Origin of the sequence: Janibacter terrae NBRC 107853, assembly GCF_001591405.1 — a bacterium.
GTDB classification, from domain to species: Bacteria; Actinomycetota; Actinomycetes; order Actinomycetales; family Dermatophilaceae; genus Janibacter; species Janibacter terrae.
In genome coordinates this window covers 295,889-322,068 of record NZ_BCUV01000006.1, presented here as the reverse complement: position 1 = coordinate 322,068, position 26,180 = coordinate 295,889, and the positions used below count along the sequence as shown (strand labels likewise).

The window sequence follows — 26,180 nt, the reverse complement described above, 5'->3', positions numbered from 1 at the left end:
CCGTGGACCTGCGAGCCGAGAAGAAGTCTCTGAAGAACCTCCTGGGACTCGAAGAAGAGCAATTCCGCATCCCGCCTTACCAGCGTCCCTACTCGTGGACCTTCGAGCAGGTCGACGATCTGTGGGACGACCTGCTGGCGAACGCTGCGACAGGCCACTTCCTCGGGTCATTGGTGCTGGCGGACGAGAAGGAGTCGCAACCGCAGGTCATCGATGGGCAGCAGCGACTCACCACCTTGATGATCCTCCTCTCCGCCCTCCGGGACGCGTGCCGGTCGCGAGGGATGGACAGGGACGCACAGCGGATCCAGACCCGACTGCTGTCGGACGCCTTCGCTCACGGCGACGACCAGTACAAGTTCAAGACGGGCGCTGCCAACTGGCAGGTCTTCCGGGATTTCGTGCTTCGCGAGATCGATGACGACAAGCGCCGTCAGCCGACGGACACCGAGGGCCTCTCGCCCCACCAGAAGGACCGCAACAAGGCACTCCTGGGCAATCTCGTCCGTATGCGCGAGCACATCGAGAGCGAGCTCGACAAGAGAGACCCTGACCAGCAACAGATCTGGCTGAGCCGTTTCGCCGCCAACCTCATGGAGAACGTTGAGGTCGTCGTCATCAGGGTGAAGGAGCTGGCAGATGCCTTCCTCCTCTTCGAGACGCTCAACGACCGAGGCCTGCAGCTCTCGGCGGCAGACCTGCTCAAGAGCCATCTCCTTGGACAGTTCGCCAAGGCCTACTCCTCCGAGGAACAAGTCGATGAGGCAGCTGCCGAGTGGGACGCCCTGCTGGAAGACCTGGGCGCCGACGTAGATGTCAGCAGATTCCTGCGCCACTACCTCTTGGGTTATCAGCAGGCGGTCAAGAAGGACGATGTCTTCGGCCACTTCAAGGCGCTGATCGCCAAGCAGGATCCGCAGCGGGTGCTTGACGAGCTCCGCACCGTCGCCCGTTTGTACGGCGAGTTCGAGGCGCCATCGCGGGTGGAGCACTCACCCACCCGGGCGGCGCTTTCCGACCTGCGCACGCTGCGTGCCATGACGTGCTACATCGCGCTGCTTCCTGCTCGACGCTACCTCTCAGAAACGGACTTCATCGCGTTCGCGCGGCTGGCCGAAACCTTGACGTACCGGTACACCAGCATCGTGGGCCTCGGGACCAACGACCTCGAGAGGCGCTATCGCGACGCTGCACAGGTCCTCATCAGGTCCGAGGGAGCCGACCTCGAGACAGCCCGGAAGATCCTCATCGAGACGATGCCGGACTCGGCCACGTTCCGGTCGGCCTTCTTGAAGATGCGGATGGGGACTCAGTACTTCCTGAGATACACGGTGAGCAGGATCGAGGAGCATCTCGACACGGGACGAGAGAAGGTGCTCAAGCCCAACCAGCAGGTCCACATCGAGCACATCATGCCCAAGGCGCTCACCGATGAGTGGCGAGCGACACTGGGGGTGGAGGGAGTCGAGCGCCACAGCGAGTTCCTGAACAAGTACGGCAACCTGACGCTGCTGTACTACGCGGACAACATTCCAGCCTCGAACAAGTCATTCACCGAGAAGAAGGACTACTACAAGTGCTCTGATGTCCGGCTGACCCGCGAGCTCACGGATGTCGACGGCTGGGGGATCGACGCGATCCAAGCACGCCAAGCGCGGCTGGCCGAGCTCGCCGACGAGGTGTGGGCCATCCCTTCGGCCTCCGGCGCAGAGTCGTCGAACGACCCGGCTGGGCGACCGATGGTCGCCTTCCGTGAGTCGTTGGGAGAGCTGTGGGCCTTCGTCGAGCCGATGTGCGTCGAGGTCTCGCCGGTTGAGGTGCAGGTGTGGGCCGATGACGTCGGTTCGCACCTGCAGCATCACGTCGAGGCGGGACCAGAGGCCGCCGCGCTGGCGGCCAGGTTGATGCGTCTGGTCGAGAGATGGGACTCCTTCGACGCGCACCAGAGACCGGTGCTGGCGGCAGCGGTGAAGTACTTTCTCCAGGTCGAGGATCATGCTCACGATGAGGGCGCAGACGGCCTGGCCGACGACCGTCGGGTCGTCGAGGCCGCAGAGCGGGTGCTCACGGGATCCGGAGACGGCGCATGACTGCGTATACGCCCGCCCAGCAAGCGGCCATCGCCTGCCTCGACGAGCCGCTGCAGATCATCGCGTGCGCCGGGTCGGGCAAGACCCAGGTGATCTCGCAACGAATCGTCCGCATCCTCGAGCAGCCGGGCATCGAACCCCGCAACGTGGTGGCGTTCACCTTCACCGAGAAGGCCGCGGCAGAGTTGAAGGAGCGGGTGCACTCCATCGTCGAGAAGGAGCATGGCCCCGTCACGGGGCTGGCCGAGATGTACATCGGCACGATGCACGGCTACTGCCTCGACCTGCTTCAGCGGCTCGTGCCCCAGACCTTCAAGTTCTCCGTGATGTCGGACATCACCACCCGGCTGCTCATCGACAAGTACAGCACGAAGTCGGGCCTCACGACGTGCCCCAAGCTCAGCGGGGACACCCTTAAGCGCTACACCAACTCGCGCCTCTTCATGCAGGTGACGAGTGTCCTGCGAGAGGACGACATCGACGCGGACCTCATCCCTGACGGGGTCAGCACGTCGTGCTCCGACTACCTGCGCCTGATCTACGACAAGAGCTCCTTCGACTACACCGAGATGATCAACCTCGCCGTGCAGATGCTCGACCCGGCTGAGGCCGGTGAGCCGGGCGTCGACGAGGTCCGTCCGAGATGACATCCGATACGTCATCGTCGACGAGTACCAGGACGTCAACCCTCTGCAGGAGGCGCTGGTCCAGGGGCTGGTCCAGTTCGGCGCGAACCTCTGCGTCGTCGGCGACGACGACCAGACGATCTACCAGTGGCGCGGGAGCGCGGTCTCCAACATCCTCACCTTCGACGACCGCTACGACGGGGTGCGTCAGGTGACTCTCGCCGACAACTTCCGCTCCAGCAAAGGGATCGTCGAGCTCGGGCACTCGGTCGCGCTCCGCATCCCGGAGGGTGAGCGGCTCGACAAGCGCATGGTCGCTGCGGGCCACCAGGTGTGGGAGAGGGGCGATCTCCTGGCGCTGGAGCACGAGGACGAAGACGCCGAAGCAGCCTGGATCTGCGACCGCATGGAGACGCTGCTCGGCGTCCCCTTCGTCGACGTCCCGGGTGCCGAGCCGAGAGGCTTGTCGTGGTCCGACTTCGCCGTCCTCTACCGGTCGGTGGCGAAGGATTCCCAGCCTCTCGTCGCGGAGCTGAGGAAGCGCAACATCCCCTTCGTCATTAAGGGACTCAACAAGCTCTTCGAGAGCCTAGAGATCACTGCCGTTGTCGGGATCTTCCGGTACATGGTGGGAGAGGTCGACGCAACGACCCTTCGTGCGCTGTGGGACGGCGCGCACCTCATCGGGCCGCAGTCTCGCTGGGCCGACGCCATGGCAGTCCTGGACCGTGGACGTGACTTCGACCGTGGGGAACGCTGGGGCGTTTACAACATCCAGCGCCTTTACCTCGACTTCCTCGAGGCGCTCGAGCTGCGCGAGGAAACCGTCCCTGGTGAACCCGGGCGAGGGGAGCTCGTCTTCTATCAGCTGGGCAAGTTCAGCCAGGCGATCTCTGACTTCGAGCAGATCCACTTCTCGTCCAGTCCGGCCAACAAGTACCAAACCTTCGCCGCATGGCTTGAGTACCAGGCACCCGACTACTACGCAGACGGCGATGGCGACGTCGGGTACGCCACCCCGGATGCGGTCACGCTGGGCACGGTGCACCAGGCGAAGGGTATGCAGTGGCCGGCGGTTTTTCTCCCGTGCCTACGGCGCAACAGGTTCCCGTCGAAGCGACATGGCGGGCTCAACCTCTTCCATGTCATCCCGGAGGAGGCTGTGGCCGACCCTGATCGCTACCGCGGCACGCTGGCGGACGAGACAAGACTCTTCTACGTGGCCATCACGCGAGCTCAGAAGTACCTCGCGGTGAGCTACTCGCCGAGCAGCAGCAGGATGTACAAGGCGCGATCTGAGTTCTTCGATCACTGCACCGAGAACACCTGGGTCTCGACCAAAGCCGGCATGCTGCCGACAGCGACGCTGCCCCAGGAGCCCAAGCACGAGATACCGCAGGTGACACTCTCGTTCTCAGAGCTGAAGTACCTCTTCGAGTGCCCGTACCAGTTCAAGCTCCGCTTCCTCTACGGGTTCAACCCTCCGCTTCACGAGGCGCTTGGGTTCGGGAAGGGGCTGCACGACGCGCTCTCCGAGGTGCACAAGCGTGCGATCGGTGGAGACATCCTCGACAAGTCGGCGGCGGGCGAACTCGTCCAGCGGCACCTCCACACCCCCTTCGCCTATCCCGCACTCCGAGAGCAGTTGGAGAAGGCGGCCAAGTCGGCCATCGAGCGCTACTTCGTCACCCACGGTGAGTCGCTGGCGAGCACGGTCCACTCCGAGAAGCAGATCCAGGTGCATGTGGCGCCGGGCGTGACGATCGACGGCCGGGTCGACCTCATCCGGCGGCTGGACACCGACGAGCTCGCCATCGTCGACTTCAAGTCGTCGGACCGAGCACAGGCCGAAGACGTGACCCGCGACCAGCTGCACGTATACGCGGTTGGCTACGAAGAGCTCACCGGTCAGACCGCTGACCTCATCGAGGTGCTCAACCTGGACCCCGAGGGAAAGAGCACTCGAGAAGAGGTCGAGGGCGGCCTTCTCGTCGACATCCGGTCACGGATCGCGGGCGCAGGGGAGTCTCTGCGCACCAACGATCTGCCACGATTGCCGGTTTGGTGCGGCCAGTGCGAGAGCTGCGACGTCGCGGCACTGTGCCGGCGCAAGCCTGGGACGTCATGAAGGGCAACGACAACTCGACGTGCCCGACGATGCGCGGGACTTGACCCGTGGCCCCCGACACTCGGTGCACCTTTGAACGCAGGATGCACGCCCCGGGTTCTCTGCCGCCCTCACGGCCGCGCTGCCAGATCGCCATCCGCAGCGGGACCATCACCAAATCGGTCTGCTTGGTCATCGCAGCGTGCCAGGCCACGATCCGTTGAGCGACGCATGTAGGCGCTTCTCTTCCGGCGCCCGTATAGCCCCTCCGGAGTCAACTTGCTGCGGCCGTGCTGGTCGGTGGTCCAAGCGATATCGCGCACCGCGTCCATGACGTGGGCGTCGGTGACGTTCCGCGCGTCCATGACGTGGGCGTCGGTGACGTTCCGCGCGGCCACGCTGGGGCCGCTGGTCTTCCAGCTGCGGTAGGTCCGCGCGGCGATCCGACAGCCCTGCTCGCGCAGAACCTGGCAGATCGACTCGACCGCGCGGCCCTAGCTTCTCATGGTATCGATGATTCCCATGATCAGCGGTTGCGGGGGTCGATTGCCCCCCGCGAAGAAGTCGTCGCCGTTTTCAGCCACGTCCTCGCGCAACCGCCGGTTCTCGGCCCTCAACTTCTTGATCTCCTCAGACTCCTGCGTCGTGGTCCCCTCCCGACGGCCCGCGTCGATGCGCCGTACCGACTCCCGCGAAACGTTCAGCTGCTTGGACACCGCGACCATCGCCTCGGTCATCGACGGGTACTCCTGTCGGTGCTCGATCACCAACCTCATAGCTCGAGCCCGCAGCTCGGGACCAATCTTCTTCGGCATGTGCTCATCCTCCTGGACTCAAACAGGAGCGGCATCAAACCTGGGGGGGGCTTCAACCGTCACACGTCAGCTCGTAGACATCGCCTTCTACGACGAGAACCAGTGAACCCAAGAGGCCAGGCGCAGAAGCACCCCAGGAACGAGCACGATAGTTAGAGCGGAATTCGTCCATCGTCGGCAGGATGATGTGAGAATCGAGACCATGGCTGCGAACTACATGGCGGACGGGACTTACTGGACTGGTCGTGAGGGTGCCAACGGATTCTTGGAGGTCCTGAGACTCGAGGCCACCTCCACGGACTACGTCATCCACGAAGTGTGGGGCTCCTACAAAAAGCGGGGATCTGCTGTGGCGGCAGCGGCGCAACTGGCGTACCAGCAGGGTCGTGCGGATGCGTTGGCAGAAATGCAGGCGAAGGTCCACCAGGCGCTGGCGGGGATTGGTCTCGGTCCTATCGCAGTGGAAGGGCCGGACGCTCCAGCAGGCGCAAGCGAAGAGTGATGGCACTGGGCGGGACTTGACCTTGGGCGATGGGTGAGAGGTCACAGGTTGCTCGGCGCAACGCCGGTCGGCCGGTCTCGGGGCTGCTGCCGACAGCTGCTGCACGATCAGATGTCACCTGATCGTGCACTGATGTCGGCGTTTCGCCTGACCCACGCCGCACAAGCCGACATCGTCGGGATCCTCGCCCCGTGGCACGAGCAGTTCGGAGCGGGGGTGCATGAGCGATACGAGTCCCTGATCGCCACGGCCATCCGTGCCGCGGCCGCACCCGGTGCAGAGTTCGGCCAGACTGCCCGGACCGAACTGGGTGCTGGTGTCCTCTCGTGACATCTTCGGCAGGGCCATATTCAGTCCGCAGGCGGACGTGTCGGCCGTCCACGCCACTTCCTGATCGGCGAGGTGCTGATCGTCGGTCGGGTACTGCACGACGACATTCGAGTTGCGGCGTCCTCTCGACCCCCAGCAGATGTGCGAGTAACGGTCTCACAGTTGCTCATCAACGACGGACCCCGAGACAATCGGCAGAACTTTCTCCGCTCGTGTAGGACGGTGGCGAGATGAACGACCTGCCGATGTTTCCCCTGGGGTCAGCCCTGCTCCCCGGGAACCTCCTGCCACTGCAAATCTTCGAGCCGCGCTACCTGACGATGCTCCGGGACATCGCCGGCGGTGATGGACGCTTCGGTGTGGTGCTCATCGAGCGGGGCTTCGAGGTCGGCGGGGGAGACCAGCGGTTCGCCATCGGCACCGTCGCCTCCATCGAGCAGCTGCAGCCAACTGCGGATGGCCGTGTCCGCCTGCTGGCGCGCGGTGAGGAACGCTTCGAGGTCGTCAACTGGTTGCCCGATGCCCCGTACCCGCGCGCCGAGGTGCGCCTCCTGCCAGACCTGGAGTGGAGGAACGAGCACACCACGCGCCTGGCCGACACCGAGCACGTCGTGCGCCGCGCCCTGGTGGTGGTGAGCGAGTACCGCGCCCCACTCTGGTCCGCGGACGTCGAGCTGTCCGAGGACCCCGTCACGCGGAGCTGGCAGCTGGCCGGGATCGCCCCGCTGGGCGCCCTCGACCAGCTGGCCCTCCTGCGGTCATCCTCCGTCGAGGAGCTGCTGGAGCGCACCGCGCAGCTGACCAGCGAGGCGCTGGACCTGCTCCCTCTGCAGTTCCCTGACGACCCCGTGTGAGGAACGACGGCCCTTCGAGACGGTTGCTGCGCAACCTCCTCAGGGAGCGTTGGGTGTGGTCCCTTCGAGACGGTTGCTGCGCAACCTCCTCAGGGACCGTTGGGGTGTGGTCCCTTCGAGACGGTTGCTGCGCAACCTCCTCAGGGAGCGTGGGTGCGGCCCCTGGCGCGTCTCCTCAGGGAGCGTTGGGGGCATCATGAGCCCATGACGACGCTGCCGGACACCCCCTTCGCCCGTGTGGACCGCGCCAAGGTGGCGCGCAACGTCGCCCGCCTGCGGGCCCACCTCGACGGCCTCGGCGTGACCTGGCGCCCGCACGTCAAGACGAGCAAGGCGCTCGAGCCGACGGAGATGATCTTCGACGGCGGGACCGGGCCGATCACGGTCTCGACGTTGGCCGAGGCGGAGTTCTTCGCCGACGCGGGCTACACCGACATCCTCTACGCCGTCGGCATCGCGCCCGGCAAGCTCGAGCGGGTCGCGCGGCTGCGCCGGCGCGGCGTCAACCTGATGATCCTCCTCGACACCGTGGCGCAAGCGACGGCGGTCGCGGACTTCGTCGCCGGGCACGGGGAGCCGCTGCCGGCGCTCATCGAGATCGACACAGACGGGCACCGCGGCGGGGTGCGCCCCGACGACCCGCAGCTCCTCGAGATCGCGCGCGTCCTCGCCGACGGCGGGGCCGAGGTGCGCGGGGTCATGGCCCACGCGGGCGGGTCGTACTTCGCGACCACGCCCCAGGCCCAGCGTGACGCGGCAGAAGAGGAGAGGCGGGCCACCGTCGACGCCGCGGAGCGGTTGCGGGCTGCCGGGCACCCCGCCCCGGTCGTGAGCGTCGGCTCGACCCCGACCGCCCACGCCGCGAGCGACCTCACCGGGGTGACCGAGGTGCGCGCGGGCAATGTCGTCTTCTTCGACCTCGTCATGGCCGGCATCGGCGTCTGCGCGGTCGACGACCTCGCCCTGTCGGTCGTGGCCACCGTCATCGGGCGCGGGCCGGACGACGCGTCGCTCCTCACCGACGCCGGGTGGATGGCCACCTCGAGCGACCGCGGGACCGCCGCGCAGGCCGTCGACCAGCACCTCGGTCTCGTCACCACGGACGAAGGGGAGGTCCTGCCCGACCTGCTCATGGTCGGCGCGAGCCAGGAGCACGGCGTGCTCGCGATCCGACCCGGCGTCGAGCGCGACCTGCCCGACCTGCCCGTCGGCACGCGCGTGCGGATCCTGCCGATCCACGCCTGTGCCACCGCCTCCCAGCACGACCACTACGAGGTCGTCGCCGGCGAAGGGGAACCCTGCAGCGAGCGGTGGGAGCGGTGCCGCGGGTGGTGAACCTCGCTCTGGCGTGAGCGTTGCGTCCCCTTCGAGACGGTTGCTGCGCAACCTCCTCAGGGAGCGGGAGGGCCTCCTCAGCGGGCCGTGAGCGGGAGCCGGCGGGACGCCTCGCCGGAGGCGAGCAGGTCGCCCATCGTGCGCGTGGGGTCGGCATCCGCGAGGGCGGCCATCTTCGCGTCGTCGACGAGGTGGGCGTCGACGAGCTCGCCGTCGGCGAACCGCAGCATCGTGCCGTGCGGCAGGCAGTAGTACTTCGCGAAGGTCGGGTCGCTGGCCTGCAGCTCACCGGCGTCGATGTTGCGAATCGCCACCTCCTCCTCGCTGCGCGCCCGGGGCGCCGTGATCCACCAGCCCGAGCGGCGGGTGCCGTCGGCCAGCACCTCGCGGCCCGCCGAGTGGCCCACCCGCTCCATGACGAGCGGGGAGGCGACGCCGAGCACGATGTCCTCGAGCGCCGCGGCCTGGATGGCGACCGACTCGTCCGCGCGCGTCGTCTCGCCAGGCACCCCGGACTCCTTGACCGTGAAGGCCTGCAGCACCTGCGTCGCCAGCGGGACGGACAGGTCCGCGGTCATGTCGCTGCGGTAGCCCTCCGGCGAGGAGAAGTCCGCGCACACGACGCGGAGGGTCCCCCCTTCGCCGTGCTCCACGACGAAGGGGGTGTACCCGGACTCGACGCGCGAGCCCACGGCCACCGTCCCCTGCGCGGCGAACTCGTCGAGGACACCCTGCACGAGCGGGGCGAGGTGGGCTGCCCCCTGCGCGGTCAGCCTCACGCCACCGATCGTGGCCGTGAGGGTCTGCAGCGGCTCGGCCGCGCCCGGCACCTCCATCGCGAGGTGACGACCGTCGGCCACCCGCACGACCGAGCCGGTGGGGAGCGTGAGGTAGGGGAGCAGGTGGGGCGCGGTGCCGGCGACGACGCCAGCGATGATCTCCACCTCCTTGTTGCGCAGGAAGGAGCGCTCGGCCGTGCGCACCAGCCAGCCGGAGTCCGTGTCGTCCGTCGGCCGGCGGCGCTCGAGGACGAGCTCGTCGGGGCGGCCCTTGTCGACCACCGTCAGCGCGGCCTTGGTGAACATGACCCGGGAGCTGAGGTCGAGGTCATCACCCCGCACACCCGCACGCTCGGTGGTGTCGGTCTGCGCTGCCTCGATCCACAGCGCGAAGGTCAGGTCATCGGTCGCGACGTCGACGATGTCGTCGCTGGCGTAGTCGGCCGCGGTGAGCCAGTACTCGTTCGGAGCCGATTGCCGCAGTCGCCACATCGTGAAGCCGACCATCGTGCGCAACCCGTCGAGCGGTTCGCCGGCCGCGTGGTACTGCCGGTAGCGCTCGATGACCGGGCGGGCGAAGGGAGCGACCTCGTCGGCGCACCGGTACCGCAGGACCACTCCGCCGAGGTCGGCCGCGGGTTGCTCCCCACGGATGGCGTCGGTCGCGGGCAGCGGCAGTGGGGTGCTCGTCATGGGGAGAGTCAAGCGGGGCGAAGGGGGCAGCGCCATGGGGAGCGCTGCCCCTTCGCCGTGTCCGGCGGTCGGCTCAGCCGATGGTGACCCGGCCGACGCCCGCCGTCGTGTATCACGCGTGATACGCTGATCGCATGGAAGGGGTCAGCGTGAGGGATCTGCGCAACCGCGGCGGCGATGTCCTGCGTCGCGTGGAGCGGGGTGAGTCGCTCACGGTCACGCGGGACGGCGAGCCAGTTGCTCGGGTCGTCCCGCTACCTCGACGCGCCTCGCGGGTCGAGGAGCTGATCGAGAGACGACGGCACCTGCCGGCCGTGGATGCGCAGCGGCTGCGTGCCGACATCGATGAGCTGCTGGACCCCTCCCTGTGAGCCACCCCAGCGACTACGGAGTCCTCGACACCTCCGCGCTCATCGATCTCGCGGTGTGTGATCCCTCGTCCCTGCCCGCGGAGCCGAGCATCACCTCCATCACGCTCGCCGAGCTCTCCGTGGGCCCGCACGTCGCGACGTCCGACCACGACCGAGCCGCCCGCCAGGCGCACCTGCAGCAGGCGGAGGCAGACTTCGAGCCCCTTCCCTTCGACGCGGCTGCGGCACGCGCCTTCGGCCGGGTGGCCGCATCGCTGCGATCGGCTGGGCGCAAGCCGGCGGCTCGAGCCTATGACGCACTGATCGCCGCCACCGCACTGGCCAACGACCTGCCGCTGTACACCGGCAATCCCCGGGACTTCACCGGGATCGACGAGCTCGTCGTGCACGAGGTGCGACGCCACTGACAGCGGGTCTGCAAGCGCTGTCGGGTCCGGCTGTCAGGATGGCCAACGTGACCACGACCTCCACGGCGCTCGCCCTGCAGCGCACGGTTGCCGACAACGCGGCCCTGCGGATGCTCAGGGCCGACCACGTCGCGGTGATCGCCGGCCTCCTGTCCACGCACCTCGGGCGGGCCGGCACGCGGGTGGCCACCGACGACCTGTACGAGGTCATGGACGCCGACCTCGAGCTCCTGCGTGACCACTTCGACCTGCCGAAGACGGCCCGGGCCTACTGCGACGACTGGCGTGGGGCCGGCTACCTCGTGCGACGTCCCGCGGTCGGCGCCAGGGGCGAGACCCTGGAGCTTTCCCCCGACGCCTTCCAGGCACTGCGCGTGCTCGAGCAGCTGGACGAACCCCGGTCCACGGTGACGCAGTCGCGGCTCATCAGCCTGGCGCAGTCCATCCGGCAGCTCGCCATCGACACCGATCCCGACGTGCACCGGCGTCTCGAGGCGCTCCAGGACGAGCGAGACCGGATCGACGCCGAGATCACGCGTGTCCGCACGGGTGAGGTGACCGTCCTCGACGAGCGCACCGCGCTCGAGCGGGCCACCGACATCCTCCTGCAGGCGCAGGACCTCCCCGCCGACTTCGCGGGCGTGCGCGCGCGCTTCGAGACCCTCAACCACGACCTGCGTGAGCGCATCCTCAAGGCCGACGAGAGCGACCGGCGGGTGCTCGACGACGTCTTCCGCGGTGTCGACCTCATCGAGGCCTCCGACGAGGGCCAGACCTTCTCCGGCTTCGCCGCTCTCGTCCGCGACCCCGAGCGCTCGTCGGCGCTGGAGGGCGACCTCGCCGCGGTGCTCGAGCGCGGCTTCGCCGACACCCTCCCGGTCGCTGACCGACGCACCCTGCGTTCCCTCGTCCGCGACCTCAAGACGAGCAGCCGCGACGTGCACCTCGTCCTCACCGAGTTCGCTCGCGGCCTGCGCCGGTACGTCTACTCGCAGGACTTCCAGCGCGACCGGGTGCTGCGTGACTCCTTGCAGGCCACGCTCGCCGCTGCCGGGCCGGCCGCTCGCGAGGTGCGCCCCACGACCTCGCTCGGACGAGATCTGGAGCTGTCCTCCCTTCGTCTCTCGACGGTCGGGGAGCTCGCCCTGCACGACCCGAGCGACTTCGACACCGGCGAGGTGCTGGTGGACGCCGCGGGCGCGCCCCTCGACCTCGAGGCCCTCAAGTCCGTCGCCAGGGAGAGCGAGATCGACTTCGCCGAGCTCATCGACAACGTCAACGCGGAGCTCGCCGCCACCTCACCCGTGACGGTGGGGGAGATCCTCCGACGACGACCCGCCACCCAGGGCCTCGGCAGCGTCATCGGGCTGCTGTCCCTCGCGGCCACCCAGGGCGAGGTCGACCCCGACGCGCGCGAGCGTCTGTGCTGGCGTGGGGTCGACGACGTCCACCGAGCCGCCGAGGTCGGCCGGCACCTCTTCCGGGAGCCCATCGCATGAACGACGACGACCTGGCCCCCGACGACGCCCCCACCACAGCCCGGCTGTGGGACGGCGACCTCGGCGGGCTCCGCGACGCCTCCCGCCGCGCCCTGCTCGAGGTCCTCAAGGGCCCCTATCTCTCCGGGCGGCGACGTCCCCAGCTGTGGGCGGCGCTCGTCGCCGACGAGCGGCAGATCCGATCGCGCCTGCACGACCTCTTCCTCGACCTGGTCATCGATCGCGAGGACGAATTCGCCTTCACCCGCAAGGTCCGCGTTGCGGAGATCGATGCACCCAGCGCCTTGCGCGCCGAGAGCCTGACCCTCGTCGACTCGATCATGCTGCTCACCCTGCGCCAGCTGCTGCTCGCCGCCGTGGGCGAGCCACGCGTGATCGTGGGCAAGGACGAGGTCTTCGAGCGCCTGCTCGTCTATCGCACCGGCGACGCCCAGACCTACCAACGCACCCTCAACGCGGCATGGGGTCGGATGATGAACCGCTTCCGCGTCATCCACCCGGTCGACGAGGACCGCGCCGAGATCTCCCCGGTCGTGAAGTTCATCGTCGACCACGACCTCGCCGTGACGCTGCAGGAGGAGTACCGCAAGCTGGCGACGGCGGACCCGGCTCCGTCCGCGGAGCCGGCACACGACGAAGGGAGCGCCCGTGACGGCTCCTGAGGGGACCGGAACCCTCTTCGCGGGGCAGTGGCGTCTCGCCGAGGTGCAGCTGGCGAACTGGGGCACCTTCGACGGTGCGATCTACCGTGTCCCGATCGCCCGACGAGGGCACCTCATCACCGGCCCCTCCGGGTCCGGCAAGTCCTCGCTGCTCGACGCCATCGCGGCAGTCCTCACCCCGGACAAGTGGCTCCGACTCAACCAGGCAGCCCAGGGCGCCGGACGGCGAGCCGACCAGCGGACCATGCTCACCTACGTGCGCGGCGCCTGGTCGCGCACGATCGACGAGACCGAGGACCGGGTGGTCAGCTCCTACCTGCGCCGCACGGCGACATGGAGCGGCATCGTGCTGCACTTCGACGATGGCCAGGGCAACCTGCTGTCGCTCGCGCGGCTGTTCTTCGTGAGGGCGTCCGGCACGACCGCGTCGGACCTCAGCGACATCTGCCTCATCGAGCGCTCCGAGGTCGACCTCGCCGACCTGCAGGAGCACGCGGCCAGCGGCCTCGAGGCGCGCAAGCTGCAGCAGCGCTGGCCCGATGCCCTCATCACGAGCAATCACGCCCACGGCCGGTTCTACGCTCGGCTGCGATCGATCTTCGGCATGGGTGACGAGACCGCGCTCCAGCTGCTGCACAAGACCCAGGCCGCCAAGAACCTCGACAGCCTCGACCAGCTCTTCCGCGACTACATGCTGGAGCGACCCACGACCTTCGACCTCGCGGAGACAGCCGTCACGCAGTTCGCCGAGCTGCGGGCGGCGCACGAGCGGATCGTCCAGCTGCGCGAGCAGCGTGACCACCTGCTGCAGCTGCGCGCTCAGGCGGAGATCTACGAGGCCGCGGACGCGGCCGCCCGGCAGGCCCACGCGCTCATCGAGGCCGAGGAGCCCTACCGTCGTCGTCGCACGCTGCGCCTCGCCGCCGAGGAGAGCACGCAGCTGCGTGCCGAGCTCATCGGACTCGAGACCGACGAGCAGGAGGCGCGTGACCGTGCCGCACGGGCTGACGAGAGCGTCCGTGCCGCCGAGTTGCGCGCCAACGAGCTCGGCGGCGGGCAGGCCGAGGTGCTCCAGGACCGGCGACGAGCGGCCGAGCAGCGAGAGAGCGCCGTCCACGATAGGTGGCAGCAGCTCGACGCGGACCTGCGGAGGGTGGGGGTCCGGGGCGCACCGACGTCCCGGGAGGACCATGCGGAGCTGATGGCGTCGATCGAGCAGCTGCTCGCACAAGCGTCCACTGCCTCAGGTCCGAGCCATGACCAGCTGGCGGAGCTGGCTGCCGCACGTGGTGACCTCCGCGCGGCGGACGAGGCGATCGCGGCCGCTCGCAGCTCTCGCAGCGGCGTGCCCGGCGACCTGCTCGGCATCCGGCGTCAGCTCGCGGAGCAGCTGTCCGTCCCGGAGTCCTCCCTGCCCTTCGCCGCGGAGCTGGTCGACGTGCGGCCAGAGCACGAGGACTGGCGAGGCGCGATCGAGCGGGTGCTGCGACCCTTCGCGCTCACCCTGCTCGTGCGCTCGCCGCACCTGCCCGCCGCGCGCAGGTGGATCGACGCGACGCGCCTGGGCACGCGGGTCGTCTTCGAGGAGGTGGCCGCCGACGGCGCGAGCCCGCGCCCCGCCGGCAGTCCGCTGTCACTGGTCAACCGGGTGACCGTGCGCGAGGGTGCCTTCCGGACGTGGGTGCTCAGCCGGCTGTCGGAGCGGTACGACTACGCCTGCGTCGAGCGTCCCGACGACATGGACGACCACGCTCGGGCGGTGACGATCAACGGTCAGGTACGGGCCTCGCAGACCCGGTACGAGAAGGACGACCGCTGGGCGATCGACGACCGTCGACGGTGGGTCCTCGGCGACCCGGCGCACCTCCTCGACGCGCTCCTCGAGCACCGTGCGGCGGCCCAGGAACGCGTGGACGGGATCCAGGAGATCATCGAGCGGCTCGAGGCCGGCCGCAATGCCGAGTCGGAGCGTCGCGGGGTCCTCGGCGTCGTCCGCAACCAGTCATGGGCCGACGTCGACCGGGACGGCGCGACTGCCGCCGTACGTGCCTTCGACGAGCAGCTCGCCGAGCTCACCTCCCGCGACGCCGGTCTCGACGCCGCCCTCGCCGCGGTCCGGCGTGCCGACCAGGAGCGCGTCGCTGCCCGGCAGCGGGCGCTCGACGTGGGGGTGCGGCTCAAGAGCGCGCGGGTGGCCGCCGACGAGGTCGCGCACGTGGTCACCGAGACCCGAGCAGCGATCGACGCCGGGCGGATCGCCGAGGTGGACGACGCGACGGCGGCCGAGCTCGACCAACGCTTCCGCATCCGTCGCAACATCACCCGTCAGCAGCTGCCCGAGGTGGGCCTCGCCGTGCTCCGCACGCTCCAGGGCGAGCGGGACCAGGCGCAGGACACGGCACGGCAGGCATCCGAGGGACTCATCAGGTCAGCGGTGAGGTTCAACGGCCGGTGGCCGGAGGCCTCGACCGAGCTGACCCCGACCGTGGCCGACCGGTCCGGCTACCTCACGCTCCTGGACTCGATCGTCGCGCGAGGACTGCCCGAGCACGAAGCAGACTTCCTACGACTCCTGCGCGAGCGCTCGCGTGACCTCATCGGCGAGCTGGTCAGCGACATCCTCGGTGCGCCGCACGAGATCGACGAGCGGGTCACCCCCATCAACGCCAGCCTGCGGCGGTCTCCCTTCGACGTCGGGGTGTACCTGCGGCTACGGGTGAAGACGCGGCGTTCCGAGACGGTCAACCGCTTCCTGCAGGATCTCCGCTCGATCTCCGAGGGCAGCTGGACCGACGACGAGCTGACGACCGCCGAGGAGCGCTTCGCGACGCTCGCCGAGATCATGCGACGGCTCGAGTCGAGCGACCACGTCGACCGCACGTGGCGGCAGGCGTGCCTGGACACGCGGCAGCACGTCACCTTCCTCGCGGAGGAGATCGACGAAGGGGGGCGCGTCCTGGCGACCTACGACTCCGGAGCCGCGATGTCCGGGGGGCAACAGCAAAAGCTCGTCATCTTCTGCCTCGCTGCCGCGCTGCGGTACCAGCTCGCGGACACCGACGACCCCTTCCCGCGGTACGGCACCATCGTGCTCGACGAGGCCTTCGACAAGGCGGACACCCGATACACGCGGATGGCGCTCGACATCTTCGTGGAGTTCGGGTTCCAGATGGTCCTCGCCACCCCGCAGAAGCTGCTCCAGACGATCGAGCCGTACGTCGACGGCGCGACGTCCATCGAGAACCCGAGCCGCCGGCGGTCAGACGTGGCCCAGGTGCAGTGGGACAGGGAAGCATCAGGGGCGACATGATCACGCTGCGGGAAGCTCGGGAGCTGGCGGGGCAGAGGTTGCACCGCCGTCTCTCGGCCTGGGCCACCGAGGCCGTGGACGTCCCGGCGATGAGCATCGCCCTGCGACCGCCGACCGAGCGCGAGGTGCGATCCGACGAGCTCGCTGCCGAGTCGTGGGTGCGGGAATGGGATGCGGCCCGGCTGCCGCCCGGTGCCGAGCTCGACTGGGAGACGCGCAGCTGGCGCAGCATCGGCCGGCAAGCGGTGCCGGTGCGGTTGCGTCTGCGCGACCCGGACGCCGTGGCCGCTCTGGCGAAGGGGGAACCGGCCCGGCGCTGGCGGACGTTGAGCGAGCGCCTGGCCCGCATCCACGACGTGGTCGGTGACTCGGAAGGGGTCCGGGCGGCTGCGCGTCGCCACTCGGCGACCCTGGTCGAGCTGACGCCGGAGCGCTTCGACCAGATCGTCGCCGCAGCCGACTGGTTGTGCCACAACGATGTCGACGGCATGCGTCCGCGGCAGCTGCCCATCCGGGGGGTGGACAGCAAGTGGTTCGGCGCCCATCGCGGCGTCCTCAGTGCGTTGGTGCTGGCGGCCAGCGGCCGTGCAGACCTGGGCATCGTCGCCGCAGACCCGCTCGTGCGGGTGCGCGTGCTCGACCGGGAGCTGGCACGCGGGGGCGTCGATGACTTCGCGGCGAGCCGCGCACAGCTGCGGTCGCTGGAGCTCGATCAGCGGGTGACCTTCGTCTTCGAGAATCTCGAGTCCGTGCTTGCCATGCCACCCTGGCCGGGTGCCGTCGTCGTGCACGGCTCGGGCTACGCCGTCGACGTCATCGCGGAGCTGCCGTGGGTGCGGCGTGCGCCCGTCGTCTACTGGGGGGACCTCGACTCGCACGGCTTCGCCATCCTCCACCGGCTGCGGACGCACCTGCCCGAGGTGGTCTCGGTGCTCATGGATGTCGAGACCCTGCTCGCCCACCGAGACCTGTGGGTACCCGACCCACAGCCCGTCACGGCTCGGCTGCCCTCGTTGACGGATGTCGAGCAGGTGGCACGTGCGCGGCTCGCCGAAGAGGGGCATGTGCGGTTGGAGCAGGAGCGGATCCCGTGGGCGACGGCGATCACGAAGCTGGGGCGGGCGACGCAGGTCTGAGTATCACCCGGTCCGGCGAAGGGAGCACCGCCATGGAGAGCGCTGCCCCCTTCGCCATGTCCCGCCTCGGCTCAGCCGCGCCGACGACCACGGGCCGGCAGCGAGAACCGGTCCAGGTCCCAGCCGACGGTCACCTGACCGCTGTAACCACGCTGCGCGTCACGGCGCCACTTGCGGATGTCGACCTTGGCGGCGCCGAGGTCGGCGTAGTGCGAGACGACGAGGTGCTTGGCCTCGGCCTCCTGGGCGATCGGGCCGAGCTTGGTGATCTCGACGTGCGACTGGAGCATGTGGTCGAGCGAGGCCTCGCCGATCCCGGCGCCCTCGACGCCGATGGCCTCGTGCACGAGCAGGTCGGTGCCGTGGGCCATCTCGATGAGGTTGTCCGAGTGGCGGGTGTCGCCGCTGAAGGTGACCGAGCCGTACTCGGTGTCGAAGCGGTACGCGTACGCCGGGAAGACCGGGCCGTGGGGCACGAGCGTCGCGTACACCTCGACCTTGTCGTCCGCGAAGATCCGGAAGGGACGCATCCGCGGCGCGGTGTCCTCGTACGTCGCGCCCGTCCCTGCCGGCAGGCCGATCTCGTGCACGTCCATGAGCGTGCGGATGTCCGCGACGTTCATGTCCCGCAGGAAGACGTTCATGCTGTACGCGTACGCGTCGTGCAGCGACTGGGTCATCGCCGCGGTGCCCGGGGTCGGGTTCGCCGGGTTGAGGGTCGGGGCCTCGCCGCCACCGAACTTCGGCTGCAGGCCGCCGGCCGGGCCGGGACCGTAGATCGGGACGGGGCGCTCGATGTGGTCACCCGCCTGGTTCTTGATGTGCCCGCCGAGCATGAAGAAGTTGTAGTAGTCGGCGACGTGGTCCGCGTGCAGGTGGGTGAGGAAGACCCCGGCGATCGAGTGGAACTTCAGGCCGGCGGCGGCGAACTGCGTGACCGACGCGCGGCCGCAGTCGACGACGTAGGTGCGGCCGTCGACGACGAGGGCGCTGGAGGCGCCGACCTGGTGCAGGTCGACCGGGGGACCGGCGCGGGTGCCGAGGAGGACGAGCTCGACGCCCTTCCCGCGGGGCGGGCGTCCCCCCTTCGCCGTCGTGGCGGGTGCGGCCGCGGCGAGACCGGGGGTGAGGGCGAGCCCGGAGGCCGCCCCGATGCCGGCCATGATCGAGCGGCGCGAGATCCCGAGACCGCGGCGGGCCTCGTCGACGGCTTCCTCGCGCTCGGAGGTGACCGGCTCATGGGGGAGGTGGTCGCACAGGCAGTCGGGACCGTGCTCGGGCAGGTGGGACATGTGGAACTCCTTTGTTCGACGACGTCGCGCGTCAATTAGGGAGGGCGCGGCGGGCCTGCCGGGGCGTTCGTGAGTGGGGAACGGTTGGGAGATCTACGCCGCCACGGGCACGGAGTCCACCGGCTCCCAGTCGGTCCTGACAGACTCGACGGGATGAGGACCGCCCCTGAGCCCGAAGACCTGATGAGCGCCATCCGACAGGGACGTGTCCGGGTGACCGCACGCACCCGGGCGCTCGCGCTGATCCTCCACGGGGGCCGCGCCGTGACACCCCAGCCGCAGCGGCGACGCGACGTCTCCTACCTGCGGATGCTGCCCTTCGCGCCGACGGTCTGGCGCGTCTCCCGGGGGCGGGTGGCTCCGGTGCTCGTCCACAACAGCGACGGCGGGTGGATCGCGGCGTCCGGCAGCGGCGTGGAGCAGACCCGCCTGCTCGCGCGTCGGCTGGCCGAGCGGTACGACCGCCCCGTCGTGCTGCTCGGGCACTCCAGCGGCGGCTGGGCGGCGCTGCGTGCCGGGGGAGAGGACGCGGTCATCGGCAGCGTCGCCCTCGCGCCCTGGGTGGGCGAGCGCGAGCCCGTCGAGCACCTGCGCGACAAGGTCGTGCGCGTCATCCACGGCGAGGCCGATGCCGTCTGCTCCCCGCAGCGGTCGCGCCAGCTCGTCGAGCGCCTGCACGCCCTGGGTGGTGACGCGACCTACCTCGGGATCGAAGGGGGTGGGCACGCGCTGCTGGACCGGCCGTGGCGGTGGCACCAGCTCGCGGCCGGTGCCGTGCTGGAGGTCGTCGAGCGGGCGGAGGGGCTCGGCTGAGCCGGTCGCGCACCGCCGGGCCGTGCTCCAGCGTCTGAGCTCGTTGACCGGGTGCCGGAGCAGGAGGACGCTGGTCGGGTGGCCACCATCACGGCCGACTACGTCGTCGTCGGCGCGGGGGCGATCGGCATGGCCTTCACCGACGCGCTCATCGCCGATGCCGACGTCTCGGTGGCCCTGGTCGACCGGCGCCACGCGCCCGGCGGGCACTGGTTGGAGGCCTACCCCTTCGTGCGGCTGCACCAGGCCTCGGCCTTCTACGGGGTGGCCTCCACGCTCCTCGGCGGGGGGCGGGTGCAGCAGCACGGTCCCGAGCGCGGGCTGCACGAGCGGGCAACCGCCGCCGAGATCCTGGCCTACTACGAGACCGTCCTCACCGAGCGCCTGCTCGCCAGCGGACGGGTCACCTACCTGCCGGGGTGCGAGTGGACGGGTGATGGGCGGTGCGTCTCCCGCATCTCGGGGGAGTGGCACGAGGTGCGTGGCCCCGCCCGTATCGTCGACGCCCACTACCTCTCGCCCCGGATCCCGGCCGAGTCGATGCCCCCCTTCGCCGTGGACGTGGGCGCCAGGGTCATCCCCGTGGGTGAGCTCGTGCGGGTGGCGGATGCGCCGTCCGAGTACATCGTCGTCGGCTCGGGCAAGACCGCGACCGATGCGTGCATCTGGCTGCTCCAGCGCGGGGTCGATCCGGACCGGATCTGCTGGGTGCGGCCCCGTGACCCGTGGATGCTCGACCGCGCCAGGATCCAGCCCGATCCGCAGGTCTTCATCGGGGCCGCCGCCGACGTCATGGAGGTCGCGGCCACCGCGGAGACCGTCGACGACGTCTTCCTCGGACTCGAGGAGCGCGGGGTCCTGCTGCGGATCGACACCAGGGTGATGCCGACGATGGCCAAGACACCGACCCTGGCCCGGTGGGAGCTGGAGCTGCTGCGCTCCGTCGAGCACGTGGTCCGGCTCGGGCACGTCCTCGCCGTCGAGCGGGGTCGCCTGGTGTGCACGGAGGGGATGGTGCCCATCGCCCCCGACGCGGTGGTCGTGCACTGTGCCGGAGCGGGACTCCCGCAGCGGCCGCTGGTACCCATATGGCGGCCCGAGGTGATCACCCTGCAGCCGATCCGCACCGGCTTCCCGTGCTTCGGTGCCGCGCTCGCAGGTCACGCCGAGGCGACGATCACCGGGGATGCGGACAAGAACCGGCTGTGCCCCCCTTCGCCGTACTCCGACGACCCGATCGACTGGTTGGCGATGCAGGTCATCGGCGCACGGGCCGGGGCCGCCTTCACCAGCGACCCCGACCTGAAGGCGTGGGCGGACACCGTCGCGCTCAACCCGGCCCGCTCTCCCGCGGACCTGGCCGGCACCCCGGCGATGCAGGAGGTGCTGGGGCGGCTCCGCGCGCACGTCGGACCGGCCCTGACCCGGATGGCCGCGCTCTCCGGGGTGACCTGACGGGACCCTCGGGCCAGCGACGGCTGGTGGATCGCGCTGTCGTGCTGCTCAGCTGTAGCGCCACACCCCGTCGACCGCGCTCTCCCGCACGCGCCCCTGCGCCGCTAGCACCTGCAGGTGTGCGAGGGTCTCGGTCGTCGCGAGCATCTGGTTGAAGGGGTCGAGGTCGTCCAGGTGCCGCTCGTGGCGGGTCCAGCGCAACGCCCGGGCCGCGTCGAAGCCGGTCGAGGCGCCGGCACGCACGACGGCCTCGGTCTGCGCCAGCCGCGTCTCGTGGTGGGACAGCAGCTCCTCGACCCGGCGGTGCAGGCTCCCGCCGGCGGGGCCGTGGGCGGGCAGGAGGACCCGGTCCGGCTCGGCGAGCATCGCTGCGAGCGAGTCGAGGTAGTCCGCGAGCGGCGTGGCCGCCGGCTTGGCCTGGAAGCCGATCGACGGCGTGATGTGGGGCAGCACGTGGTCGCCGGCGAAGACGAGGCCGGCGTCGTCGTCGAAGAAGACGACGTGCCCGCTCGTGTGCCCGGGGGTCGCCTTGACGCGCAGCGAGCGGCCCGCTGCAGCAACGGACTCGTCGTCGACGAGCCACCGATCGGGGTCGGTCCACAGGTCGAGGTCCACGGGCTCGTGCGGGGCCCGCTCGATCTCCTCGAGCACCGAGTCCGCGCCGGCGGCGACCAGCAGCGTGCGAGCCCCCTCCAGGCCGGGGGCCTGGCGGATCGCCTCCAGCTGCGGGGCCTCCCCTTCGCCCAGCGCGACGAGGACGCCCGCGCGCTGGCGCAGGCCCATCGCCATCGTCAGGTGGTCGCGGTGGTGGTGCGTCACGAGGCACTGCTCGACGTCCTGGGTGCTCAGACCCAGGGCGCCCAGGGCCTCGTCCAGCGCACGCTGCGCCACCTCGATCTCCCAGCCGCCGTCGACGAGGGTGGGCCGGTCGTCCCCGATGACCGCGTAGACGTTGACGGCCTTGAGCCCGTCCATGGGGAGGGGAAGGGGGATCCGGTGCACCCCGGGGGCGACCTCCTCGGGTCCCGCGATGGTCCAGTCCTGCTGCGTGGCGCGCTGACTCATGTGCCCCAGTCAAGCACGTCGACCTGAGTCCAGATTCACCTATGGTGGAGGCATGATCAACGTCATCGCCCGCATCCGCGTCCGGCCCGAGTCCACCGACGAGTTCGAGACGGCCGTCGCGACAGCCCGTGCCTCCTTCCTCGCCGACGAGGGGTGCCTGCGCTACGACCTCCAGCGCGTCGCCCGCAGCGAGGGGGACTACGTGCTCCTCGAGGCGTACGACTCCAAGGACGCCCTGCGCCGGCACGGCGCGATGGACGAGTTCGCCGCCTTCGGCGAGGCCATCGGCACCCTCGTCCAGAGCCCGCCCGAGGTCACCGTGCTCTCGCCCGTGGGCGACCAGGTGGGGCTGGCGCTCTGAGCGCGCCCCACAGTGGACTCCGGCGGGCACGCCTTCGGCCCTGACTCGTACTGCGAGTCAGGGCCGAAGGGACCAGCAGAGCTGTGTCAGCTGGTGCGCAGGAAGTGCAGCACCTGGTCGGTGAACTCCTGGGCGTGCTCGGTCTGCAGCCAGTGGCCGCAGCCGTTGATGAGGTAGAGCCGGGAGTTGGGCACGAGCGAGGTCAGGCGCAGCGAGTGCTCGAAGTGCACGACGCGGTCGTCGCGGCCGTGGAAGAGCAGGGTCGGCACGCTGATCTCGCGCAGGCGGGCGTGGTCGAGCTCGACGACGGCCTTCTTGCCGGTGCCGTCGATGAAGTTCTGCGCGTGCTCAGGGTGCGCGAGCACGGTGTCGGCGCGGCCCTGGATGAGCTCGTCGGTCGCGTTGGCCGAGTCGAAGGTCATGACCTGCACGAGCTCCTTCATCGTCTCGAAGGAGGGCTGGCGGTAACCCTTCTGCAGGACCTTCAGCCCCTCGGTCAGGCCGGCCGCCCCCATGAGCGTCGGGGCGCCGGAGGAGGAGCCCATGGTGATGAGGCGGTGGACCCGCTCGGGGTGCTCGTAGCCGAAGCGCAGCGTCGTGCCGCCACCCATCGAGTTGCCGATGATCGTCGCCCGCTCGATCTCCAGGGCGTCCATGAGGTCGAGCAGCGCGGTCGAGTGGTCGCGCTCCTGCCAGGTCACGGGGTCCGACTCGCCCCAGCCGGGCATGTCGACGGCGATGACCCGGTAGTGCTCGGCGAGCGCGGGGATGTTCTGCGAGAAGTTGCTCCAGCCGGTCGCGCCCGGGCCGGAGCCGTGCAGCAGGAAGATCGCCTCGTCGTGCTGCGTGCCGGCCTCGTTGATGTGGATCGTCCAGCGGCGGGTGCTGACCATGCGGCTGGTCGACTCGTAGGTCAGCTCGGTGGTCTCGGTGGTGGCGGTCATGCGGTGATCTCCTTGGTGCGTGCGGTCATGACGCCGAAGCCGGCGATGAACTCGCGGATCGGTCGGTAGTACTCGAGCTCGACGGCGTAGTCGCCGACGGCGGACAGGGCGCTGAAGGCGGTGACCCAGGAGCGCACCTCGTGCGAGGAGTTGCCCGCGGTCGCGGCCATCTCGTCGGTGTCGTAGTCGTCGAAGGCGGCGACCTCCCCTTCGCGGCAGACCCGCAGGAACTGCGCGTCCCCCTCCGGGTTGAGGTCGAGGATCGTCGCGGTCCCCGCGGCGAAGGCGTGCGCCGTGTCGACGACGCGCTGCTCCCGGGCGGCGCGCGCCTGCGGGGTCGGGTTGCGTCCGTCGAGCAGGCCCGCGCGCACCTCGGGGGTGGCCGTGGCCCACTGCGGCACCGGCGGGTCGTGGCTCAGGCCGCCGGAGGCGATGACGAGGATGCGCTCGGGGCGACCCGCGGCCCAGCGGCCGATCGACTCGCCGAGCGCGCGGATCCGGCGCATCGGGACGAAGGGGGCGGCCACGCCGTTGACGAAGACGGGGATCGTCGGGACGGTGTCGATCTGCCCGAAGATCACCTCGAGCGGCTGCACCGCACCGTGGTCGACGCCCATGGCGCGCGAGATCGTCAGGTCGATGTCCTCGCCCTGGACGTGCCGGGCGAGGTCCTCGGCGATGTCGGCCGGCACGTCGAGCGCGCCCGACGCGGTGCCGTAGTCACCCAGGCCGTACGCGCCGAGCCCCAGGCAGAAGGGCGGCATCGTGTCGTAGAAGAAGCCGTTGTAGTGGTCCGGCCCGATCGTGATGACCAGCTCCGGGTCGACCTCGGCGACGAAGGCGCGCACGGCCTCGAAGGCACCGTCGACCTCGGCCCGCACCTGCGGGTCCACCTCGACCCGGTGCAGCAGGGGTGTGTGCGACATCGCGACGAGGGAGAGGCTCATGCCGCGACCTCCGCCAGCTGCACCGCCGGGACCGCCGTCGCGCTCATCGCCGTGCGCAGCGCAGCGAGCGCCCGACCCGACTCCTGCGCCAGGCAGGTCGCGCCGACGAAGCGGTCGGGCCGCAGGAAGACGACACCGACGGCGTGCTTGTCGAACCAGCCCTTGAGCGCGCCGTCGACGTCACCGACGACGAGCGTGCCGGACCCCGCGTACTCGGCCTCGGCCCACGGCCGCTGCGTCTCGGACATGAAGGAGACGAAGCGGGCGCCCATGTGCCGCAGCTGTGCCCGCTCCTCGTCGGTGAACAGGCGCGCCGGGTCGTTGCCCCACGCGGCGACCGTCCACCACGTGCCGGTGACGTCGTCGAGACGGGCGCCGGTGTGCTCGGCCGTGTTGACCCGCGGCTGGGGGAACTGCTTGCCGACGGGCGTGGACTTCTCGACCGCGTTCTTCACGGTCATGAAGCCGGAGGTGCGCTTGCGGGGCTGCTCGCCCGCGACCAGCGTGTCCGGGGCGACGACGACCCCCTTCGCGTAGAACGGCATGGGCTTGAAGCGCATGTCGGCGAAGTAGTCCTTGACCCGCGGGCTGAGGTTGAGCGCACGGGACGCGAGGTCACGCGCCCCGCAGACCACGCGGTTGGTCGGCTTGATGATGTTGCCGAAGGTCATCGACAGGTCGATCATCGCCTTGGCGTGGTCGTGCCGCTCGGTCTCGAAGGTGTCGAGGAGCGAGTCCTGCGCCTGGCCGGCGAGGACGGTCGCGAGCTTCCACGAGAGGTTGGTGGCGTCGCGCATGCCGGAGTTCCACCCCTGGCCCATCCACACGGGCATGAGGTGGGCGGCGTCGCCGGCGATGAGGACGCGGCCCTGGCGGAACCGGCTCGCGATCCGGCCGTGGTGGGTGAAGACGCGGCGGCGGATGACGTCGAGCGTCGAGGAGTCCGGGACGTGGTCCTCGAGCAGCGCGGCGACGAACTCGTCGTCCTCGACGCGCTCGCTCGGCTCGTCGTCGAAGAGCATGAACTCCCACCGGCGGATGCCGTGCGGCAGGCCGATCGAGACGTACGGCCGGGCCGGGTCGGCGCCGAGGTAGACGTTGGGCAGGCCGAGCGGGTCGTTGCGCACGTCGATGACGACCCAGCGGGTCGACGGGGAGTGGCCGACGAACTCGACGTCCATGCGCTTGCGGGTCGGCGAGGAACCGCCCTCGCACCCGACGACGTACTGCGCGGTGATCGTCTCCTCGCGCGTCGTGCCGTCGGCGTCGGTGACGGTCGCGACGACCTCGACGTGGTCGCCGAGGTCGCGGGTGTCGGTGACCTGGTGACCGAAGCGCACGTCGATGTCGTCGAAGCGGGCCAGGCCCTCGAAGAGCTGGCGGTCGACGAGCGGCTGGATGAAGCCGAACTTGCGCGGCCAGCCGAAGGGCTCACCCTGCGGCGCGTTGGTGATCATCGTCTCGCCCTTGCCGTTGACGAGGCGCATCACGTGGTGCGGGATCGTGTACGGGCGGACGCTCTCGACGAGGTCCATCGTCTGGATCGAACGCATCGACTCGTCGTCCAGGCCCACGCCGCGCGGGTAGTCGATGAGGTCGCTGCGGGTCTCCAGCACGATCGCGCTGCGGCCGTAGCGGCCCAGCAGGTTGGCCAGGGCCAGGCCGGTCGGGCCGGCCCCGACGATCACTACTTCGGTCTGCATGTCACCACTCCTTCGGGGTCAATCGGCACACCGTCGCAGCGCGACGCGACCCGCCCCACCCGATGTGCCACCGAGTGGCACGTG

At 69.9% G+C, this 26,180-nt stretch carries 22 protein-coding genes and 1 pseudogene; 15 read left to right on the top strand and 8 right to left on the bottom strand.

Annotation, left to right across the window (positions count from 1 at the left end):
- The first annotated feature begins 2 nt into the window (after positions 1 to 2).
- The 3 genes from JT1_RS06795 to JT1_RS06790 are packed head-to-tail and all read left to right on the top strand — an operon-like array spanning position 3 to position 4,844.
- Positions 3 to 2,090 carry a DUF262 domain-containing protein gene (locus JT1_RS06795; RefSeq protein WP_068324893.1) on the top strand — a complete coding sequence of 696 codons (2,088 nt, stop codon included), beginning with the start codon at positions 3 to 5 and terminating at the stop codon, positions 2,088 to 2,090.
- Positions 2,087 to 2,737 carry a UvrD-helicase domain-containing protein gene (locus JT1_RS18660; RefSeq protein WP_218005565.1) on the top strand — a complete coding sequence of 217 codons (651 nt, stop codon included), beginning with the start codon at positions 2,087 to 2,089 and terminating at the stop codon, positions 2,735 to 2,737. Before JT1_RS06795 ends, JT1_RS18660 begins: the two co-directional genes overlap by 4 nt.
- Positions 2,703 to 4,844, top strand: coding sequence for an ATP-dependent helicase (locus tag JT1_RS06790; RefSeq protein ID WP_218005564.1), 2,142 nt, complete (start codon positions 2,703 to 2,705; stop codon positions 4,842 to 4,844). Before JT1_RS18660 ends, JT1_RS06790 begins: the two co-directional genes overlap by 35 nt.
- A 106-nt stretch (positions 4,845 to 4,950) precedes the next feature.
- Here JT1_RS06790 and JT1_RS18890 read toward each other — a convergent pair.
- Positions 4,951 to 5,638, bottom strand: a pseudogene (locus JT1_RS18890) (transposase family protein); the annotation flags it as partial.
- A 202-nt stretch (positions 5,639 to 5,840) separates the two neighbouring features.
- On the opposite strand from JT1_RS18890, the gene JT1_RS06780 reads away from it, so the two are divergent.
- Positions 5,841 to 6,140: a hypothetical protein gene (locus tag JT1_RS06780; protein WP_169701893.1), complete on the top strand. Its 300-nt coding sequence runs from the start codon at positions 5,841 to 5,843 to the stop codon at positions 6,138 to 6,140.
- Between the two features lie 114 nt (positions 6,141 to 6,254).
- Here the strand turns inward: JT1_RS06780 and JT1_RS18275 are convergent, their stop codons facing one another.
- Positions 6,255 to 6,569, bottom strand: coding sequence for a hypothetical protein (locus JT1_RS18275; protein ID WP_068324891.1), 315 nt, complete (start codon positions 6,567 to 6,569; stop codon positions 6,255 to 6,257).
- 131 nt (positions 6,570 to 6,700) lie between these two features.
- Between JT1_RS18275 and JT1_RS06770 the strand changes: the two genes are divergently transcribed.
- On the top strand, positions 6,701 to 7,324 hold the full coding sequence (locus tag JT1_RS06770; protein WP_255218276.1) for an LON peptidase substrate-binding domain-containing protein: 624 nt from the start codon (positions 6,701 to 6,703) through the stop codon (positions 7,322 to 7,324).
- Positions 7,325 to 7,528: 204 nt separating this feature from the next.
- Positions 7,529 to 8,659 (top strand): alanine racemase, encoded by a 1,131-nt coding sequence (locus JT1_RS06765; RefSeq protein ID WP_068324890.1) that lies wholly within the window; start codon positions 7,529 to 7,531, stop codon positions 8,657 to 8,659.
- A 77-nt stretch (positions 8,660 to 8,736) separates the two neighbouring features.
- Here the strand turns inward: JT1_RS06765 and JT1_RS06760 are convergent, their stop codons facing one another.
- On the bottom strand, positions 8,737 to 10,131 hold the full coding sequence (locus JT1_RS06760) for a hypothetical protein (protein WP_068324889.1): 1,395 nt from the start codon (positions 10,129 to 10,131) through the stop codon (positions 8,737 to 8,739).
- Between the two features lie 134 nt (positions 10,132 to 10,265).
- Here JT1_RS06760 and JT1_RS06755 point away from each other — a divergent pair, with 134 nt between their 5' ends.
- Genes JT1_RS06755 through JT1_RS06730 form a run of 6 tightly spaced genes read left to right on the top strand, consistent with a single transcriptional unit; the run spans position 10,266 to position 17,516 of the window.
- Positions 10,266 to 10,502, top strand: a complete 237-nt coding sequence (locus tag JT1_RS06755; RefSeq protein WP_169701892.1) for a type II toxin-antitoxin system Phd/YefM family antitoxin — start codon at positions 10,266 to 10,268, stop codon at positions 10,500 to 10,502.
- Entirely contained in the window at positions 10,499 to 10,909 is a 411-nt protein-coding gene (locus JT1_RS06750; RefSeq protein WP_068324888.1) for a type II toxin-antitoxin system VapC family toxin, read from the top strand. The genes JT1_RS06755 and JT1_RS06750 overlap by 4 nt, the downstream gene beginning before the upstream one ends.
- A 47-nt stretch (positions 10,910 to 10,956) precedes the next feature.
- On the top strand, positions 10,957 to 12,408 hold the full coding sequence (locus tag JT1_RS06745) for a DUF3375 domain-containing protein (protein ID WP_068324887.1): 1,452 nt from the start codon (positions 10,957 to 10,959) through the stop codon (positions 12,406 to 12,408).
- Positions 12,405 to 13,070, top strand: coding sequence for a DUF4194 domain-containing protein (locus JT1_RS06740; protein ID WP_082807520.1), 666 nt, complete (start codon positions 12,405 to 12,407; stop codon positions 13,068 to 13,070). The genes JT1_RS06745 and JT1_RS06740 overlap by 4 nt, the downstream gene beginning before the upstream one ends.
- On the top strand, positions 13,057 to 16,380 hold the full coding sequence (locus JT1_RS06735; RefSeq protein ID WP_068324886.1) for an ATP-binding protein: 3,324 nt from the start codon (positions 13,057 to 13,059) through the stop codon (positions 16,378 to 16,380). The genes JT1_RS06740 and JT1_RS06735 overlap by 14 nt, the downstream gene beginning before the upstream one ends.
- Complete coding sequence (locus JT1_RS06730) at positions 16,377 to 17,516, top strand: Wadjet anti-phage system protein JetD domain-containing protein (RefSeq protein WP_068324885.1); 1,140 nt, start codon at positions 16,377 to 16,379, stop codon at positions 17,514 to 17,516. Before JT1_RS06735 ends, JT1_RS06730 begins: the two co-directional genes overlap by 4 nt.
- A gap of 71 nt (positions 17,517 to 17,587) precedes the next feature.
- Here the strand turns inward: JT1_RS06730 and JT1_RS06725 are convergent, their stop codons facing one another.
- Entirely contained in the window at positions 17,588 to 18,808 is a 1,221-nt protein-coding gene (locus JT1_RS06725) for an MBL fold metallo-hydrolase (protein ID WP_218005563.1), read from the bottom strand.
- A gap of 213 nt (positions 18,809 to 19,021) precedes the next feature.
- Here JT1_RS06725 and JT1_RS06720 point away from each other — a divergent pair, with 213 nt between their 5' ends.
- Positions 19,022 to 19,621 carry an alpha/beta hydrolase gene (locus JT1_RS06720; protein ID WP_068324884.1) on the top strand — a complete coding sequence of 200 codons (600 nt, stop codon included), beginning with the start codon at positions 19,022 to 19,024 and terminating at the stop codon, positions 19,619 to 19,621.
- A gap of 78 nt (positions 19,622 to 19,699) precedes the next feature.
- Positions 19,700 to 21,076 carry an NAD(P)-binding protein gene (locus JT1_RS06715; RefSeq protein WP_169701891.1) on the top strand — a complete coding sequence of 459 codons (1,377 nt, stop codon included), beginning with the start codon at positions 19,700 to 19,702 and terminating at the stop codon, positions 21,074 to 21,076.
- A gap of 48 nt (positions 21,077 to 21,124) precedes the next feature.
- Here the strand turns inward: JT1_RS06715 and JT1_RS06710 are convergent, their stop codons facing one another.
- Positions 21,125 to 22,141 (bottom strand): MBL fold metallo-hydrolase, encoded by a 1,017-nt coding sequence (locus tag JT1_RS06710; RefSeq protein WP_068324883.1) that lies wholly within the window; start codon positions 22,139 to 22,141, stop codon positions 21,125 to 21,127.
- Between the two features lie 52 nt (positions 22,142 to 22,193).
- Here JT1_RS06710 and JT1_RS06705 point away from each other — a divergent pair, with 52 nt between their 5' ends.
- Complete coding sequence (locus JT1_RS06705; RefSeq protein WP_068324882.1) at positions 22,194 to 22,502, top strand: putative quinol monooxygenase; 309 nt, start codon at positions 22,194 to 22,196, stop codon at positions 22,500 to 22,502.
- Between the two features lie 86 nt (positions 22,503 to 22,588).
- Here JT1_RS06705 and JT1_RS06700 read toward each other — a convergent pair whose 3' ends face one another.
- From JT1_RS06700 to JT1_RS06690, 3 genes are read right to left on the bottom strand one after another with little or no spacing between them, the layout of a single operon-like run.
- Complete coding sequence (locus JT1_RS06700; protein ID WP_068324881.1) at positions 22,589 to 23,446, bottom strand: alpha/beta fold hydrolase; 858 nt, start codon at positions 23,444 to 23,446, stop codon at positions 22,589 to 22,591.
- Positions 23,443 to 24,393: a 3-carboxyethylcatechol 2,3-dioxygenase gene (locus JT1_RS06695; protein ID WP_068324880.1), complete on the bottom strand. Its 951-nt coding sequence runs from the start codon at positions 24,391 to 24,393 to the stop codon at positions 23,443 to 23,445. Before JT1_RS06695 ends, JT1_RS06700 begins: the two co-directional genes overlap by 4 nt.
- Positions 24,390 to 26,096 (bottom strand): bifunctional 3-(3-hydroxy-phenyl)propionate/3-hydroxycinnamic acid hydroxylase, encoded by a 1,707-nt coding sequence (locus JT1_RS06690; RefSeq protein ID WP_068324879.1) that lies wholly within the window; start codon positions 26,094 to 26,096, stop codon positions 24,390 to 24,392. The genes JT1_RS06695 and JT1_RS06690 overlap by 4 nt, the downstream gene beginning before the upstream one ends.
- Positions 26,097 to 26,180: the final 84 nt, after the last annotated feature.

Coding starts and splice junctions, on each gene's coding strand:
- JT1_RS18660 (WP_218005565.1), top strand. CDS start 2,087: ATGACTGCGTATACGCCCGCCCAGCAAGCGGCCATCGCCTGCCTCGAC.
- JT1_RS06780 (WP_169701893.1), top strand. CDS start 5,841: ATGGCTGCGAACTACATGGCGGACGGGACTTACTGGACTGGTCGTGAG.
- JT1_RS06770 (WP_255218276.1), top strand. CDS start 6,701: ATGAACGACCTGCCGATGTTTCCCCTGGGGTCAGCCCTGCTCCCCGGG.
- JT1_RS06765 (WP_068324890.1), top strand. CDS start 7,529: ATGACGACGCTGCCGGACACCCCCTTCGCCCGTGTGGACCGCGCCAAG.
- JT1_RS06760 (WP_068324889.1), bottom strand. CDS start 10,131: ATGACGAGCACCCCACTGCCGCTGCCCGCGACCGACGCCATCCGTGGG.
- JT1_RS06755 (WP_169701892.1), top strand. CDS start 10,266: ATGGAAGGGGTCAGCGTGAGGGATCTGCGCAACCGCGGCGGCGATGTC.
- JT1_RS06740 (WP_082807520.1), top strand. CDS start 12,405: ATGAACGACGACGACCTGGCCCCCGACGACGCCCCCACCACAGCCCGG.
- JT1_RS06730 (WP_068324885.1), top strand. CDS start 16,377: ATGATCACGCTGCGGGAAGCTCGGGAGCTGGCGGGGCAGAGGTTGCAC.
- JT1_RS06725 (WP_218005563.1), bottom strand. CDS start 18,808: ATGTCCCACCTGCCCGAGCACGGTCCCGACTGCCTGTGCGACCACCTC.
- JT1_RS06710 (WP_068324883.1), bottom strand. CDS start 22,141: ATGAGTCAGCGCGCCACGCAGCAGGACTGGACCATCGCGGGACCCGAG.
- JT1_RS06705 (WP_068324882.1), top strand. CDS start 22,194: ATGATCAACGTCATCGCCCGCATCCGCGTCCGGCCCGAGTCCACCGAC.
- JT1_RS06700 (WP_068324881.1), bottom strand. CDS start 23,446: ATGACCGCCACCACCGAGACCACCGAGCTGACCTACGAGTCGACCAGC.
- JT1_RS06695 (WP_068324880.1), bottom strand. CDS start 24,393: ATGAGCCTCTCCCTCGTCGCGATGTCGCACACACCCCTGCTGCACCGG.
- JT1_RS06690 (WP_068324879.1), bottom strand. CDS start 26,096: ATGCAGACCGAAGTAGTGATCGTCGGGGCCGGCCCGACCGGCCTGGCC.